Annotated in this window: 16 protein-coding genes and 3 pseudogenes; 9 read left to right on the top strand and 10 right to left on the bottom strand. The window is 60.8% G+C overall.

The window, feature by feature from the left end:
* Positions 1-98 precede the first annotated feature (98 nt).
* Positions 99-389, bottom strand: a complete 291-nt coding sequence (locus AC1DJB_RS13115) for a hypothetical protein (protein WP_476910459.1) — start codon at positions 387-389, stop codon at positions 99-101.
* A 684-nt stretch (positions 390-1,073) separates the two neighbouring features.
* Here AC1DJB_RS13115 and AC1DJB_RS13120 point away from each other — a divergent pair.
* The 4 genes from AC1DJB_RS13120 to AC1DJB_RS13135 all read left to right on the top strand — a co-directional run bounded on the left by AC1DJB_RS13120 (position 1,074) and on the right by AC1DJB_RS13135 (position 3,393).
* Positions 1,074-1,211, top strand: a complete 138-nt coding sequence (locus tag AC1DJB_RS13120; protein WP_476910460.1) for a hypothetical protein — start codon at positions 1,074-1,076, stop codon at positions 1,209-1,211.
* Between the two features lie 10 nt (positions 1,212-1,221).
* On the top strand, positions 1,222-1,401 hold the full coding sequence (locus tag AC1DJB_RS13125; protein ID WP_476910461.1) for a hypothetical protein: 180 nt from the start codon (positions 1,222-1,224) through the stop codon (positions 1,399-1,401).
* Between the two features lie 462 nt (positions 1,402-1,863).
* Entirely contained in the window at positions 1,864-2,445 is a 582-nt protein-coding gene (locus AC1DJB_RS13130) for a recombinase family protein (RefSeq protein ID WP_476910462.1), read from the top strand.
* Positions 2,446-2,982: 537 nt separating this feature from the next.
* Positions 2,983-3,393, top strand: a complete 411-nt coding sequence (locus tag AC1DJB_RS13135) for a hypothetical protein (protein WP_476910463.1) — start codon at positions 2,983-2,985, stop codon at positions 3,391-3,393.
* A 366-nt stretch (positions 3,394-3,759) separates the two neighbouring features.
* Here AC1DJB_RS13135 and AC1DJB_RS13140 read toward each other — a convergent pair whose 3' ends face one another.
* From AC1DJB_RS13140 to AC1DJB_RS13160, 5 genes and pseudogenes are all read right to left on the bottom strand, one after another.
* On the bottom strand, positions 3,760-6,291 hold the full coding sequence (locus AC1DJB_RS13140; protein WP_476910464.1) for a DUF4268 domain-containing protein: 2,532 nt from the start codon (positions 6,289-6,291) through the stop codon (positions 3,760-3,762).
* Positions 6,292-6,491: 200 nt separating this feature from the next.
* The gene (locus AC1DJB_RS13145) at positions 6,492-7,133 is read right to left on the bottom strand and encodes a recombinase family protein (RefSeq protein ID WP_476910465.1); all 642 of its coding nucleotides are present in this window, start codon (positions 7,131-7,133) and stop codon (positions 6,492-6,494) included.
* Between the two features lie 110 nt (positions 7,134-7,243).
* Complete coding sequence (locus AC1DJB_RS13150; RefSeq protein ID WP_476910534.1) at positions 7,244-7,567, bottom strand: TniB family NTP-binding protein; 324 nt, start codon at positions 7,565-7,567, stop codon at positions 7,244-7,246.
* Positions 7,566-7,691, bottom strand: a pseudogene (locus tag AC1DJB_RS13155) (IS3 family transposase); the annotation flags it as partial. The gene AC1DJB_RS13150 and the pseudogene AC1DJB_RS13155, both read right to left, overlap by 2 nt.
* A gap of 80 nt (positions 7,692-7,771) precedes the next feature.
* Positions 7,772-7,907 (bottom strand): annotated as a pseudogene (locus AC1DJB_RS13160) (recombinase family protein); the annotation flags it as partial.
* A gap of 165 nt (positions 7,908-8,072) precedes the next feature.
* Between AC1DJB_RS13160 and AC1DJB_RS13165 the strand changes: the two are divergent.
* From AC1DJB_RS13165 to AC1DJB_RS13175, 3 genes and pseudogenes are all read left to right on the top strand, one after another.
* Positions 8,073-8,423, top strand: coding sequence for a hypothetical protein (locus AC1DJB_RS13165; protein WP_476910466.1), 351 nt, complete (start codon positions 8,073-8,075; stop codon positions 8,421-8,423).
* An 88-nt stretch (positions 8,424-8,511) separates the two neighbouring features.
* Positions 8,512-8,739 (top strand): annotated as a pseudogene (locus AC1DJB_RS13170) (DUF4913 domain-containing protein); the annotation flags it as partial.
* Between the two features lie 29 nt (positions 8,740-8,768).
* Positions 8,769-9,389 carry a DUF6308 family protein gene (locus tag AC1DJB_RS13175; protein ID WP_476910467.1) on the top strand — a complete coding sequence of 207 codons (621 nt, stop codon included), beginning with the start codon at positions 8,769-8,771 and terminating at the stop codon, positions 9,387-9,389.
* A gap of 93 nt (positions 9,390-9,482) precedes the next feature.
* Here AC1DJB_RS13175 and AC1DJB_RS13180 read toward each other — a convergent pair whose 3' ends face one another.
* Positions 9,483-10,043, bottom strand: a complete 561-nt coding sequence (locus AC1DJB_RS13180) for a recombinase family protein (protein ID WP_476910468.1) — start codon at positions 10,041-10,043, stop codon at positions 9,483-9,485.
* 1,158 nt (positions 10,044-11,201) lie between these two features.
* Here AC1DJB_RS13180 and AC1DJB_RS13185 point away from each other — a divergent pair.
* Positions 11,202-11,972, top strand: coding sequence for a ParA family protein (locus AC1DJB_RS13185; RefSeq protein WP_284750799.1), 771 nt, complete (start codon positions 11,202-11,204; stop codon positions 11,970-11,972).
* Positions 11,969-12,460 carry a hypothetical protein gene (locus AC1DJB_RS13190; protein ID WP_476910469.1) on the top strand — a complete coding sequence of 164 codons (492 nt, stop codon included), beginning with the start codon at positions 11,969-11,971 and terminating at the stop codon, positions 12,458-12,460. The genes AC1DJB_RS13185 and AC1DJB_RS13190 overlap by 4 nt, the downstream gene beginning before the upstream one ends.
* A 93-nt stretch (positions 12,461-12,553) precedes the next feature.
* Here the strand turns inward: AC1DJB_RS13190 and AC1DJB_RS13195 are convergent, their stop codons facing one another.
* From AC1DJB_RS13195 to AC1DJB_RS13205, 3 genes are all read right to left on the bottom strand, one after another.
* The gene (locus tag AC1DJB_RS13195) at positions 12,554-14,395 is read right to left on the bottom strand and encodes a MarR family transcriptional regulator (RefSeq protein WP_476910470.1); all 1,842 of its coding nucleotides are present in this window, start codon (positions 14,393-14,395) and stop codon (positions 12,554-12,556) included.
* A gap of 201 nt (positions 14,396-14,596) precedes the next feature.
* A complete protein-coding gene (locus AC1DJB_RS13200; protein ID WP_059389791.1) occupies positions 14,597-14,827 on the bottom strand; it encodes a hypothetical protein in 231 nt (76 codons plus the stop codon).
* Positions 14,828-15,262: 435 nt separating this feature from the next.
* Positions 15,263-15,595, bottom strand: coding sequence for a helix-turn-helix domain-containing protein (locus tag AC1DJB_RS13205; RefSeq protein ID WP_284750796.1), 333 nt, complete (start codon positions 15,593-15,595; stop codon positions 15,263-15,265).
* Positions 15,596-15,636 lie beyond the last annotated feature (41 nt).

A 15,636-nucleotide genomic window follows, 5' to 3' on the forward strand; every position in this document is an offset into this window, starting at 1 on the left:
TGACGTCGGATATTCGACGAATTCACAAGATTCACATCGAGGGAGGAGCCCCGCACACCAACGGTGTGCGGGGCTCCTCCCTCGATGCGGTGCCTGTGTCAGCGGACGCGCGTGCGGTTCTTACTTTGCGCCCGGGTCTGGTCGGCGGACGCGCCACGGGTTTTGCCGGCCTTCGCTCCCTTGCCGGCGGCGGCGGGCGTGATCGGGTACTTCTGGATTTTCCCGCCCTGCATGCGTGCCTTGATAGCCGGGTCGGTAACCCCTGCGGTCACGAGCTGCTTCACGGTGTTCTCCTTAATGGGCGCTTCGATACGGGCCGGGTCGAGCACGATCTCCCGGTTCCGAAGCGCGGGGTTGAAACGGCCGGGGTCCTTTTCTAGCGGGGGCATCGACGGCATTTCCTCCTTGGGCCAGAGCCGGCCACCTGCTCATGCATCATTGCATCGGCCCGCTGAGTCACGGATTGTGATCCGGCCAACGTAAGGATATCCCGGCACGCTTAGCAAAATGGATGCCGCTTCGTCGGCGGACTCATACGGCCTCGCCCACATGATCCAGCAGGAATCCGCTAGCTAAGCACTCGCCACCGATGGGTCACACCGCGCTACTGGGCACTACCGAGTACTGACCCCTGATGCACGTGGTCCCCGAGAGAATTCGAGTATCGGATACGCATGACACCCTCACGGGCCGATGCGAAAGTGAAGTCATCGGGGCACCTGTTGGCGGCGTCCGGGACCGGGGTCGCAGCGAGGGAGGAACACATGGGCGACGAAGAGGTGCCCGACCGTCTTGGGGGCCTTGCCGAATGGCTCGAACAGCGGAAGCCATGGGGATCGCGACCGGGCCGCTACGTTCCATTCCTGGCGCTGCGGGCAGCGATAACGAGCCGAACAAGGCATCCCGTTGCCACAAGGGCGACCTGATGCACCCCTCGGCAGTGACCAGGATTGGGCAAATACGCCCCTGCCATCCGCCGCTGGGAGCGAATCACCGGACCGGCAGCTCCCCGGCCAACTGAGCCTACTGGACGAGCTAGAGCACACCGCCTCAGCGCCTACTTCACCGATTGGATGATGGGCCTGCCCCTCGGCTGGATCACAGATCCCGCCAACGGCATCACCCGCAACGAACAACTCAAAGCCAGCGGCGACGGCGTCGTCTCCCAACAAGCCGCCGCCGCCCTCGCCGACATGCTCACCGCCATCTAAGGAACCCGCCATGGACCGCTACGTCAAAGCCGCCGAACACGCGCTCCGCACCGGACAACCCAACCTCGCCGTCCTCTACATGCGCCGCGGCCTCTCCGAATTCCCCGAAGGCCTGATGTGGCTCATCTGGCATGACTTCCGCACCGCCGTCGACTACGCAGCCAACGCACTGCACGAAGCCATATGGTGACGAGCAACGCCGGAATGGGCCAGGGCCGACCGAGTCCAAGGCGGCCGAGATCCTCGCCAAGATGGCTTCGATCTGCCCGGAATGCCCGGACGGCAAACACTCACCTTCCCCGGGGGAAGGTGAGTGCAAACCACTCGCATTTGATCCAGGACATGAAAAAGCAGGAGCAAGCGCCCTTTCAAGCTTCCCCAAAGGGACATATCCATCAGCGGCAGCCAAGTTGTGCAGACGACTTCGGACGTTCCGTGTAGACGACTTAGAGAAAAATGACACACCGGGGAGGGAGAAGACTATGGCGGGTATGGCCCGTCCCATTTCCTTGGAGCCAGGACAGTCCCGGCGGGACACTCCCCCGCCGGTCTGGATCCGCGGAATGCCGCGTAACCTGACTGTCCCGTAAGTTGTCCCTAAACTCCCGCCACAATGACCCGTCACAGCTGCAACTTTCGGTACGGTGCGGACATGGATATTGCGTATGCGAGGGTATCGAGTGCGAAGCAGGACCTGACCCCGCAGCTGGACGCCTTGGCGGCCGCTGGCATCAGCAAGGAACACATCTTCGTGGACAAGAAGTCAGGAGCCACCACCGCCCGCCCAGGCCTACAGTCGGCTTTGACCCATGCCAGGGCCGGAGACGTGCTGGTGGTCCACACCCTGGACCGGCTGGGCCGGACAGTCCGGGACACCCTAAACCTGGTCCACGAGCTCAAGGAACGGAGCGTGGGCGTCCGGACCCTGGCCGATCCTCTGGCGATCGACACCGCCGAGCCCGAGAGCCCCATGTCCCAGCTGGCGTTCCTCATGCTGGCCCTGTTCGGGCAGATGGAACGCACCTACGCGGCTGAAAGGGCGGCGCATGCGCGGGCGGTGGCCACGGCCAACGGCCGGCGCACGGGCAGGCCGTCCGTGGTCGATGCAAACAAGCTCGAACACGCTGCGCTGTTGCGGGCGTCCGGCTCCTCCATGCGGGAGATAACCGCCAAGACCGGCCTGAAACGCACGACGCTGTACCGGCACCTGCCGCCCCGCTCCCCCGGCCAGTGATTTGGTTCCACCTATCCACGGATATGTGCGAAAAAGTGAAGGGTCCGACGCCAGCGTTCCTTAGGGGTTGCGGTCCGGAACTCAAAGTCAGGCCGGTGATGACAGCATTCCATCGAAGGGCTAACATTTGGCCAGCACTACAGCCAGTCAAAGGGGGTAGACATGGCGTGGCGTCCCAAGGTCCTGTTAGCGATTTTCGCTGCCGCTGTGGCTCTCCTTTCAGGGTGCGCACCGGGCCAGCCTGATGCGACCACAGTGTCCCCGAGCCGGACCCCTGGACACTTCAACTGCTATCTCTCCGCAGGCTGTGATTCGACCTCGAGTCCGCAGCCGAGCCCGGCTGCGCCGCAGTCCACACCCGGGCCGACCTACACTCCCGAAGCGGTCGCCAGCTCGCCGGCCCGATCTGCCTCACCGATCGCTGGGCTGCCGGAGCCACCCATAACCCCGATCCCGGATCAGCCCAATATTCCGCTCGCGCAGCCGACTCCGTACTATCTGTGTCCTTGGGGAACCCTTGAAATCGGCATCTCATACATGACGGCTACGCCTGCCGGTGACCAAGTCAAGGTCGTGATCACCGGCGGTGTTCTCAACCTGGCAAGTGAGGATGTACTCGTTCCTGTTCCCGCTCTGAATAACTTCGGTACCCACATCCCGAGCCCTACAGGTTCCTTTGACGGGGCACCCGGGCAAAACGTCGTCGACTTCAAGCCAGGCCAGAACCGGACGCTGACCTACTCCGCCACTATGTCGTTGACGGACTTCAAAGCGTCGGACGAATGGGGAATCGATTTCAACGATGGAGTTGATGTCAACCCGGAGTCCGGCATCAAATACGCCTCGGCAGCGGCTCAAGCCCACTCCTGTGCCGTGCGTATCTACGCACGTCCTGTGGCCATCATCAATACCTTCGGCCCGATGTCGCCCGGGTGGATCCCACGTTAGCGCCAGTTTTCTGCGCAATGGTCCCCGACCCCCGAAACGGCCCGTCGCGAGCATCGGAACAGTATCCGGCGCTAAGGGCTCAAGCACGCTGGCCCGGGCCTTGAAGTGGAATGAAGTCCCAAGGCTTTGCCTTGCAAGCCTTGAGATTCGAGGCGTCTCATCGAACCGGCCACCCCTGCGGCGGCAATGCTCCAATTTTCGCTGAATGGTGTGGGTTCGTCCGCGGCGGGCGATTCCTGTAACTATGTCTCGGAACCTTCAGATCAAATCGGCGAATTCACTACTAGTTAGTGGACACATCGGAGCAGCCCATGACGAAAATGATCAACTCCGCACGCTCTTCTACTTTCAAGGGTGGGAAAGCCGTCAAAGGTACTTCGACAAGACCCGCGCGAACGTATCTCCCGTAGTCACGAGCCACTCGACAAGTTCTGGCGACTGCGCCTCGTCTAAGAAGTCGCCTGGACGACTGATGACGAGCTTGGATGCCTTGCGTTCGGGCTTGTCGTCCCACTCTAGGACGAAACCGAGGTCGGCTTCGATAGGGTCGCGTTGGGCCAGCAGCTTCGCGTAGAGGTCCTTGTCGTAGTGGATCCAGAAGATCGTTGTGACGAGCTTCTTCTGCGAGTTGGCTTGGAGGGAGATCACCGCACGGGAGTCTCCAATGCTGACCTCGTACCAGTGCTGTGGGGCGGGCTTGCGCCAGGTACTGATGTTGGTCGCGTTCGCTAGGCCGTAGTCCCGTACCTGCTCGAAGAATGCCAGCTGGGCGTCCTTCACGGACACCCTGTTTCCTGTTCGGGTAGGTGGCTTGATCTTCTTGCGGCGGGCGGCGATCACGTCCTCGTCAACGTCGAGGCCTGCGGCTCCCGCAAGTTCCTCTGCGCCGATGAACCGCCCGGGATCCGCGCGGCCTTCTGCGTTGAACCGGAGCCCCTCTTCCTCAAGTACTGCACGCGGGTCGTCGTTGCGGCCGGCCTCGGTCCATCGGAACCCAGGCGAGATGGTCCCGCCGCTCTGCAGGACTCGCCAAGCGTTAGCCATCGGGAAGTTCGCGATGATCGCAGCCAGGGGCTGGGCCCAGGTTCCGGCCACGATTGCAACGTCGCCGTACGAAGTCCAGCGCCCTGCAGGGATTTCGGCGACGATAGCAGCGATTTGGCTGCGCAGCGCTGACGGTTCGTCGCCGATTGCGATGATGCTCTCGTCCGGGCCTGGCCATAACTCGATGATCTTTTCTGCTAATTCAGCGCTCCGGGCGTCGATTTCTTCGATACCCCACGTGGCTTGCGCAGCGATCGCCTGGTTCATCGATACGCCGCTCTTGGCCAGCATCTCGCGCTTTTCTTCGAAGGGCTTGTTGCTGAGTTCACTGTTGTACCCGCTCAGGGTGAGGTTTCCGAGCGTATGGACGACGCGCTCGTGTTCGTAGTCGATGTCCGAGTCTGCGCTGAAACCCGCTGCGAACTTCTCGCGCACGGACTCAGTCATGGTCTGTGGCAACACATGCTCGATTGTCAGATGCCGTGGGTCGAGGTCGACGATCTCCTTCGGGCGGTAGGCCTCTTCGAGCCACTGCAGGATGAGCTTTTTTTGCGGGCCGCGGCCCTGCCAGTAGAACGCGATCGTCTTGGCAGCCTCACGAACCTGGAGGTCGGTTGCGAAGTGTTTGCGACCGCGGGACAGGTATTCGCGCAGCCCGACGTCGATGTGGTCCGCATCGCTGACTGCACCGACCGCCTGAAGTAGCGTCCGGTTCAGGTTTGCTGTGGCTCGCCCGATGACGATGCGGCGCACGAAGTACGACTCCAGGTACGTCAGCGCGCGGACAACTTCATCGTCAGCGGCGGTGCCGGCAGCGCGGCGGGCGAGGATTTGCATCACCACCGGATATGCGGTCGTCGATCCCCAGGCTCTGATCCTGGTGAGGCGACGGCGGATCTCTGCCTGTTTCTCCCCCGCAGGCTCAAGGATCGTCGCCAGCACGTCACCCAGCTTGGCGATACGGATCACCTCCGCCTCGACCTCGTCGGTGGTCTTTAGACCCTCGAGTCGGCGTTGCTGTCCGACGTAGGTGTCCGACTGCTTGGCCCGTTCGTCGCGCTGGGCGAGGTCGAGCCAAAACAACAGCTCGAGGTTCTCAGAATCGAGTTTCCTCTCCAGTGGAAGCCAGATGTTCTCGTAGACCATATCTGCACGATCACCGAGCCGCATGAACAGATAATTCTTGAGCAGGTCACTTTGCGTCAGCCGAAGGCCAGTGTTGTTCAGCGACTCGAAGATGCGGTGTGCGTTGTCGGACGGCTCCGCCGTGACAACCACGAGCGCGAGACCGCGTACGACGGCGGCTTCGAGCAGTTCCAGGTCATGAGGATCATCCGGGTCATTGGCCGCTGCGATCTTGGAGCGGAAGAACCGGTACGCGTCGCCAACAGCATCCTCCCCGCCAGCCTGCGGGGCACGATTGAGCACCGCCATGTAAGCGGGCCGATTTGTCTGGGTCGGCATAACCTTAAGCGGCTTGCCGCTGTCGAAGACGTTTATTAGGTATTGGGCGTCAATGCCGTTCGCCCGTTCGTTCTCCCCGGTCTCATGCAGGTGGTCGCGGAGGGCAGCCAACAGGAGAGTCAGCGTTGTCAGGCGCTGCTGGCCGTCCACGACCAGAAACTTGTTGACGCCGATGGCGCCAAAGTCAGGACTGCTCGCCAGCACGAGGGAACCGATGAAGTGCGAGGCCTTCGGGTCGTCGCCAAGAGTGCGCTCCAACTCGACGACGTCCGACCACAGTTGGTCGAGCTGCTTCTTACCCCACGAGTACACGCGTTGGTAGAGCGGGACCTGGTACTGCTTCTTGCCCTCCAGAACACCCGCGAGCGTCCCGTTCTCCGCTCGAACCACACATGCCTCCCTAGGGTTTTGGTAACGGGACGAGACTACATGGAGAGAGGTTCGCGATCCTCGACGGCGGACATGACCCGCCGGACCTGAGGACCATCCTTCCCACACCCACACCGGGCATCAAGTAACAGCCACACGGCGTCAGCGGCTGCGTCCCGTCGTCATAACCCACCCTTGTCCTCGGGAGTATGCCTTGGGTTCTAGGACTCCATGCTGAGGTACCGGTACACGGTCGCGCGGCTGGCCCCGATGATCTTTCCGATGTCGGTTGGCTTGAGCCCCCGCGCCGTCAGCTCATGCGCACGCTGTACATTCTCGTGATCAGCTGTGACCTCTCGCCGTCCTGCCTTTCGACCGGCGGCAGCTGCTGCGGCCATCCCGGCCCTGGTGCGCTCGGAGAGCTGGTCTCGTTCAAGCTGGGCAAAAGCAGAAATGATGGTGACCATCGCCTGGGCGATCGCTCCCCCGACCTCACTGTCAGGGTCAGTGGCGATGCCATCCCTCAACGAGCGGAACTTGATGCCGCGGGACTTGAATTCATCCAGCAGCTCCAGCAGGTGGCGGGTGTTGCGCCCGAGCCGATCCAGCTTCCACACCACGACCTCATCTCCGCGGCCCAGGCGGTCCAACAGTCGGTCCAGTTCCGGACGATTTTTCTTGGTCCCGCTCACCCCGTGGTCTGTGTAGATGCGGTCGCACCCGGCCACATCTAGCTCGCGAAGCTGCAAATCGGTGTTCTGATCCGCCAAGCTGACCCGCGCATATCCAAGACGCGCCATACTCTCCCCCAGTCTTATCAAAGGACGAAATTCGCTGATCCTGAGAATATCAAAGTGAGACACGTTGTTAGGACAAAGCAACGCCACTCAACTCGCCCCCCGATCGCAGAAAGCCGTCAAATTGTGACTCTCCACGGTATTTGGCGTCTATTTAGCGGCGCTATTTGGCGCGGTCAGGTGCCGATGAGCAGGGTTTCGCGCGCCGCTTCGACGACTTCCTTGGTGATGTTGTTGAGCTGGTTGATGTCGCGTATGCGCGTGATCTGGGTGAAGAGGCGTTGGATGAGCCGGAAGTTGCCGTTGGTGATGCGGGCGACGGCGGCGATCGCTTCGGCGTCCGTGAAGTCGTGGGGGTCGATAGTCAGGCCGAGTTCCTGCCAGCGGTTAGCCAGGACGAAGGTGAGTTCCTCGGTGCTGAGGGTCCGGTAGTGGTGGGCGAAGCCGATGCGGCTGTAGAGCTGGGGGTAGCGGGCGAGGCGTTTTTCGATGCCGGGCATGCCAGGTCGCTTCGGTGATCTGGAGCTCCTTGATGACTTCGACCATCGGGCGTCCGTCGTTGAGCATTTTCTGGCCCTGCCGGACTTTGGCGATGACCTGCTCGGGGGTGTGTCTGCGTGCCATGATTCGTGAATTTCCTCCTGTGTCCATTCTCGGACACGAAACTCACACAAACACTGGACTTCTATCTGGGGACCCAACCACCCGGTGAAGAGAAGGTTTTCCTTGAGGAACTCGATGCGTACGCCCCGGCCCGTCAGGTATCTGCACAACGGAGCGCAGGTCATCGAGGTTGCGTGCCAGCCGGTCCATGCTGTGCACGATCACGGTGTCGGGGTCGCCGTAGTACTCGCCGAAAATAGGGCGAATATGCGCGACCGACGGCACCCTGCGGCAATCCACCAAAGCGTGCGAGGCGATTCAACTGTGGCGAATGCGAATTCATTCCTCCCCGGAGATACTCTCATCGAGTATCAGTAGCCAATTCGGGTCAGGAGCTTGCTAATGAACCTCGGTCAGTACGGTCATTTCACTCAGGTCGTTCTTGGGCTTGCCGCGGAGGATCAGACCCCTCCTACGCCCACAGAAGTATTTAAGTGGGCAGAAGAGGGGTTTTTGTACGAAAAAGTCATCGAGCGGGCAATGAGTGTGGGCGTAGACGCTTCTGCCTTCGCTGCGCTTGTGAACGGGACCGACCGGGACGACTTCGCGGAGCAGACTGGTAGCTGGGCAAATGTCATTGATCCTGAACGCAAGTACGGGCTCGCTTGGGGTGGAAGCCATGGTTGGCTGACGCTCATCTGGTTATACGTGGACATGGTGAACAGTCATGCGGCGCAAGCTGACGTCCGTTAGGGCGGAAGACAGGCGACATTAATCGTCCGTCACGGAGCGTGGCAGCGTTCAGGCGTACTTTGGGGGTCCCACCCCTTATGCCACAGTCGCCGATTTCGTGCGGGAGAAGCTGCCCACTACTTATCGGCGCTCGATCAATCCCGGTGGCGGCACAACCTGGTGCCCGCAGTGGTGGAAGCACGCTGAGGCCATCAGCCGTCTGGCTCCGTCCTGCTCGCCACAGACAGACCGTTCAAAGGCTGCAAGCCCGGACGACGGCACAAGCCCAAGCTGGGACCCGCTGCCGTGCAATGAACGGCCCGCGGGCCCGTTCTGAGTCGGGAGTCACAAGGTTAAGCTCACTCCATGACCTTGGAACAACGCGTCGATGAAGCCGTCTCATGGCCCGCAGGTCCCTTACTGGTCCACTTTTTTGACCCCCAAGGACCTTTTGCCGGGAACACATTCGATGATGTCGGGGACAATCCTCCTGACCGCATCGTCCCTGCCGACATTGTGGCGGTGAGTCTACTTGACGTTCGCTTCGAGCCCAGAGCCATTCGGGCCCTGCTTGAAACGGACGCCGAACTGCTCGCGGATCTCTTAACCGCTGTGCCGGCGAACATAGACATATGGTCGGCCGAAACGCGGCATCTCGATGCAGCCGCTAAGCTATTCCGGGCAGTCGACTCGTATCCAGGCGTAGGTGAAACAAAGGCAAGCAAACTTCTTGCCCGCAAACGACCGCGCCTTCTACCTGTGATCGACAGCGTTATTCGCAGAGGCCTGGCCTTGGGTAGCCAGCCAGTGCACGAATTCTGCGAGGCTCTTTCAACCCCATCGCGCGTTAACGCGATAGAGGCGATCCGGCCGCCCGCTGCATCCCCCACTATTTCAACGGTCCGTCTGCTGGATGCCGCCGTATGGATGCGCCACAGCCAATCGCGCAATGCGAAACGAGCACGCCGTGCTGTGGCAGCATCCTGAATGAGATTCGTGACTGCTGACATTGGTTTGTCTGAAGTCCCCTGCATCTGGCGCACTTTGGTCCGCAGTTGCCTGCACGGAACGCGCCGACCTTCAGCCTTCAGTCTTGAGGTACTGGTAGAGCGTTTCTCGGCTTATACCGAATTCACGGGCCAGGCCCGTCTTCTGCTCGCCGGCGCCGACCCGCTTCCGGAGCTCGTGGGCCCGCTCGGGCGAGAGTGCTTTCCGGCGACCGCGGTATGCTCCGCGCCCCTTGGCCAGGGTGATGCCTTCGCGCTGGCGTTCCCCGATCAGCGCCCGTTCGAATTCGGCGAAGGCTCCCATAACGGAGAGCATCAAATTTGCCAGAGGTGAGTCCTCTCCCGTGAAGGTCAGGTTTTCCTTGAGGAACTCGATCCGGACACCTTTCCTGGTGAGCTGCTGCACCAAGGACCGGAGATCATCCAGGTTCCGAGCGAGCCGGTCCATGCTGTGCACGACCAAAGTGTCTCCATCACGGATGAAGCGCACGAGCTCATCGAGCTCAGGGCGTTTGGTGTCCTTGCCCGACGCCTTGTCCGCGAAAACCCGGTCCAGCTGAACACCCTCGAGCTGGCGCTGGGTGTTCTGGTCCAGGCTACTGACCCTGATATATCCGATGCGCTGCCCAGCCATGTTCCATTCCTAACGAAGAGTGTCAGGTTGAACCCTAAGACCCGGTCGCCTAAGTGTCAATAAATAAGAAAGACCACCCTATTTTGACATGACTGTCCATTCCCATCCTGACGTCAGTTTCGGGTATACCTCAATCGGACACACACTGAGTAGCCGTTGCACTAGCGACACCTCCCCGCTGCCGGGGACATCTCCCCCGTGGCGTGGCCAGCCGATCCAATACCTTGCTCCCCCACGGCTGGGCGGTCTGCCGATCCAGGATGGTTCGCCCGATCCCCCAGTACAGTTCCAGCATGGGCCGTATTCACCGCTCTGCGCCGAGCGCACCCGGCCCTTCACAGACGCACGGACATCCGCACGGTGGCCAGGACTCCGGCTTCGGCCTGGGTGTGGTTCTCGGTCCGCCTGGGCGGCAGTAAGCCCGGGAACCATGCCCGGCGCCGAACCTTGGCCATTTCTCCTCTAGCGCCTGCAAAGCGAGGTGACCACCTAGAGCTCGTTGTGCATCCTGCGGACCCCGTCGAGCTCCCCATCGCCCTCTCCACCACCGCGGTCCCCGTACAGGAACGTCGGCAACGTCGAGTAGGGCCGCCTCGGTCGAGCTTAGCCAGGAAGTACCGTGACCCAATGGACTTGCATCCATTCACGCTTTCATGCATGCATGAAAGCTTGCTTGCTGGTCGAACGACCGCAGGGGCCGCAGGTCCGAGATGTATGAATGAATGCATTGTTTCATTCATTCTTTCGGTCCTTCCTTCCTGCATTCATTCAAGAAATCGGTCATGCTGTCATGCATGATTTCGTTCATACATTCTTGCAAGCATGCACGAAACTCTCCCGGCCAGCGACCAGCCGGTGGTGGCTGCGCGGAATTAACCCGGGGCGTGTTAAGGATTGCAGTCATTCATGCATGAAAGCATGCTCGGTGACTCGAATGCTCGGCGGGAGAAGTCTCGCCCAACCGGGGGTGGGGGGCGCCGAGGTCGTCTGCCTCTTGAAATGACCGAAAATCAGCGGATTTCTGGAGGAATGTAAACATGCATGAAAGAACGAAATCATGCTGGAAGGAAAGTTTGCTTGCATGACATCTTTGTCACAGTAGGGGGCAGGCGGCGTGGCTGCTTGTAACGCATGCGTGCGTCAGGAATGCTTTCAAGCATGCAAACAATCATGGTTTACAGCGAGTCGGGTGGTGCCACCAAGACGACGACTGCTGTATCACTGGCGGCCGTCACCGCCGCTTCAGGGCGCAAAGTTGTACTTGTCGACCTCGACCCGCGGGCCGCGGCCAGCAAGTGGATCGGCGTTGAACCCAAAGAGGAAGGTCTGCACGTCGGCGCCATCCTGGGGGACGCCGATCCGGAAGGCTGGGCTGAAGATCTCGCTGTGGAGAGCTCGTGGTTTCCGAACTTTCGTGTCGTCCCCTCGGCCCGCAGCGTCTCAAATCGTGAGGCTGACCGCGCTGACCATGCGGAGTTGCGCTTACGCACGTCACTCATCGGGATAAACGCAGACGTCGTCATCATCGATTGCCCGAACCGCCAGGGTGGCCCGTTGACGCTGTCTGCCTTGAACGCCGCCGACACAATTGTGTACGCAGCAGGAGCCACCGTCGATGGAGTGGATGGTGTTGCAGGCGCCCGCAAGAGCGTCGAACAGTTCCGGATGTCCCGTAAGCGGATCGGCGCCCCGGACAATCTGCAGGAGGCTGGCATCGTCGTCGGCGCCGTCGCTTCTACGGTCATGTCACGCATCGCGGTGTCCAGCATCGATGAGCTTCGGCAAACCGGGATGCTGCTCACCCCACTCGTCCCACACCGGACCATTGTCCAGGAGATGCGTGTAACACAGGAATGGTATGGCGAGTACCGAAAGGGCCTGCCCGTCGTGGAAGCCTACACCGAGTTGATGAAAGAGATCGTCAAGTGAGCGATGACTTGAAAGAACGCCCGCCCGTCCTCAAGCGCAGGCCCCGGCCGGCGGCCGATGAGAAGGTCGATCCGGTGGACTACTCGCCGGCGGCCCCCGCCCAGGCATCCGCCCAGGCATCCGACGCCACTTTGGCACCGGTCGTCGCACAGGCTGCCGAGCCTGACGCCAGTAGGGTAGCGCCGGTGGTTAAGTCGGAGCCAGACACCACGGCTCCAGCGACCCAACCGGTGACGGTCGAAACGCCGGTGGCCCCACCGGCCGCGACACAGTCTGTCAAACAGGCGGCTCCCGTCCGCCAACAGGCCAGGGCTTCGGCGAGCACCAAGAAAGCAGTCAATACAAAGATTAGCCGCCGGGAAGTGACATACCCGTTCAGCACGCGGCTGGCCCAGAACGTTGTGGATGTGCTTTACGCTGCGGCTGACGAAGAAGGCATCTCGGTCCGCGAGGCAACCGAACAGGCGATTCTTAGCCGCTGGGGCTGATGAAGGAAAAGCGCTGAAGAGGTTCTAACGGACATGAATGAAATGAATGAAATCTTTCATGCATGAAAGAAGATCGACCTCGCGCTGCCAACTCTACGAGGCTCTTGTGAAAGCAAGGTCCGTGAGGGCCCACTCATCGGGTGGGCCCTCAAACGTCTCCCAAGGATAGTCTTCGCCAGGGGAGAGCAGCTCAGCGACGGTATTGACGTTCTTGGATAACCACTCCCTCCAGAGGATTCGGTCGTTCTTGTATTTCTGAAGCTGCTCAGCGACGGCCTCCAGGACGCCGAAGTGTTCGGCAAGCTCCTTCAGCGACGTCGTGGGCACCACTGACCATGCCCCTTGCTTGTTTCGAACGATCATGTTCCAAGCAGCCATCACGTCGAGCGCTTCACTGACAGCGGTACGTGAGAGACGGGTGATCCGGACGACGTCCGCCGTTGCCAGGCCGGGGGAGTGCTCGAGTGTTTCGTACACGAACGCCGCCGGCAAGCCCAACTCCCTGAAGACAGGACGGAGGGCATGGATTTTCCCCTTCCGCCAGGTCAGATCTTCGGCTGCTGTCTTCACCTCCTCCGGCACCGTCAGCATGTAGAGATCCCCTTTGGTACCGCGGCCTTCTTCTACCAGTGTTACCAAGGGATCTTTCTCGCTGCGCAAGGCTCTCAAATGGGATCCGACTGTTGTGTGGTCCAGACCGGTGGCCACCGCGATGGACCGAGCGCCGAATTCCACAAACCTTGACGCTGTCTTATGAGCAGCTTCCCCCAAAGAACGCAGTACCATCCGGCGGGCAAGTCCAGTTCTGGAGTCGGCGTAAGCGTGTTCCTTTAGGTGGAGTGCATTGCGCCAGGTTCTGATGAACCGATGTTCGGCATCGGGATTCGATGAAATCGGATTTCCTTCAATTCCTTGGGGCTGTGTACTTGGCTGGCTTGTGGGGGATATACGGGCATTGTTCTTTCCGTTCCTCGATTCCTTGTTTCTGCTGAGGTAGCTGATAGCGTTCATCCAGTCCCGTCGCAATGCGGGGATGCGGTGGCGGGATGTATACCGGGCATAGAAAGAGGCCAGCCCGGGCCAGCTCCCCTGCAGAATCCGGCGCTCGACCTCGACCAGCTCCATGCCGGCTGCTGCAGCGCCGGCAACAATTGCCTGGCGGGCTTCCGAGTCGGAGGCGTACCGGTTGGCGTCGTAGAGCCCGGTACGTGCCATTTGCTGCATGGCCCGGGACATCCGGCCTGCAAAGTATTGGACTCCTGGTGCATCGACGGCCGTCGGCATGTACGTCTGCTCAAGGCGCAGCGCACGTACCGCGGCTATCTCACTGGCCAGATCATCGTTCATGGCAGACCAGATGGAGATCGAATTGGGGCGGCGGGCAACGTCGTAAGCCATGGAAAGTGACATGGCGAGCTGCTGGTGGCCGCCGTGTTTGTGCGGCGAACCGGGGGTGCGCATGCAGCCGTGAAGGATGTTCTGGTGCGGGGTCTTGTCCAGAGTCCGGTACCGGGTGCCCAGAGCTTCGACAAGATCGCGTGCTTCAGAGAAAGTCACACGTTTAGCCAGCGGGATGTAGACGTGGCGTCCGCCGTTGGGCGAGTAGTCCTCAATCCAGCGGGCTCCGCAGCGGTGCAGCCAGGCCTGGACAGCCCGGACGTCGGCCTGAACCCAGTCAGTGCCTGCGACGGCGGAGTCGAAGTCAAGGAAGATCGCGGCACAAGTACCGTCTTTGCCGAAGATCCGGACCGCGGCAGGGAGGGCGGGGAGCGCCTCAGTCAGGGCACGTTCGTGCTTCTGCGGGTAGGTCTTTCCGGCGTCCTTGGAGAGCCGGACGCGCGGCTGTCCGGCGAGCATGGGTGCAAGTGCAGCCCACAGTTGTGCGGGGTCATTTGAATCGCGCGACACGCCAACGCCGAAGGCAGCTGGCAGCACGATCGCGTGCTGGGGTACGATAACCTTGTTCCTGTCGAATGGAATGACAAAGGGCCAGTCCTGCCAGACTGGTTTTATAGCAGCAAAAAGGTGGGCCCGTGAGGGTCAACCACTCGACTTACTTACTGTCTCGCCGGCCAGCAATCCAGAAAGTAAGTCTCAATCTTCGTCGAAGGCCCGCTTAATGCGGGCCTTCTTCTTTTATGAGGCTAAGCGCCTAAGGGGCAACTCCTCCTGCTGAACTATTGCGTGAAGGTTGGTGTTGGCCAGGCGTTGGTCGACCAAGTCGGACAGCCAGTCGCTTACGTACTGGTACCCCTCCGCTTTGGCAATGAGGTCCATTGCGTCTGCCTTCGGCGTAGCGATGCGGAATCCGACGAATTTGCGGTCGCCTTTGGAGCGCCTGCCTGTGCGGGTTATTGGTGCCATCATCCCTGTCCTTTGAACTCGGCAGTTGAAAGCCGCCGTTGCTTCAATAGATTGGTCGGGCCGAATGTCTTAGTGGACCCTGAGAGTCGAATTGCTGGGTAATTCGGCATCTCTGAAACCGAAACTATCACCGAGGAGTGATCTATCCCGGCATTGAAACTGAAACAGCTTTCGGCGTGTTGAAACAGAAACACGTGCCGAAATCAACATCAGCCGCACTAAGTCCTCCTGCCTCCCTCCAGTGGAGAGTTAGCCCCGTTCGGTCACTCCGACTCCGTCCCCGCCTGAGCGCGCCGACGGACAATGATGGCGTGGTCGTGTACCGGCCGTAGGGGAAGCTGAAGTTGGCTGGACGTCTCGGTGAAGCCCATCTGGTTTCGGTACTCCATCTTGCCTGAGCGCTCAATTACGCGACTCAAATCATGCGGTGAATCCCAGCTAATCGACAAGCCCGAAGGACCTGCCCAGGGCCTCGTAGTGGCGGCGGAGCTCATCCGTGACCACCGAATATTTGACCCGCCGCCCGGTGCGGTCTTCCACGGGAAGCACTCGCGCCGGGTCGGCAACGACCACCCCGGCGTCCGCGAGCTGATACAGGTGGGCTTTGACTGTCGGACGACCCAGCCCTGTTCCGTCGGCAACCTCGGCCGCCGTGGCGGGGCCCTTTTCTGTGAGGAAGCCAAGGACGGCAACCTTCGCGTGATTGCCGCCGAACGCGTCAATTGCCGCCTCCAGGGATGCTGGCGCTTTCGGTCGGACATATCGAGGCATGAGTTATATCTTGCCCCAACCATTTGAACTTGGTCATACGC

Source organism: Arthrobacter sp. 01T428, assembly GCF_056398685.1.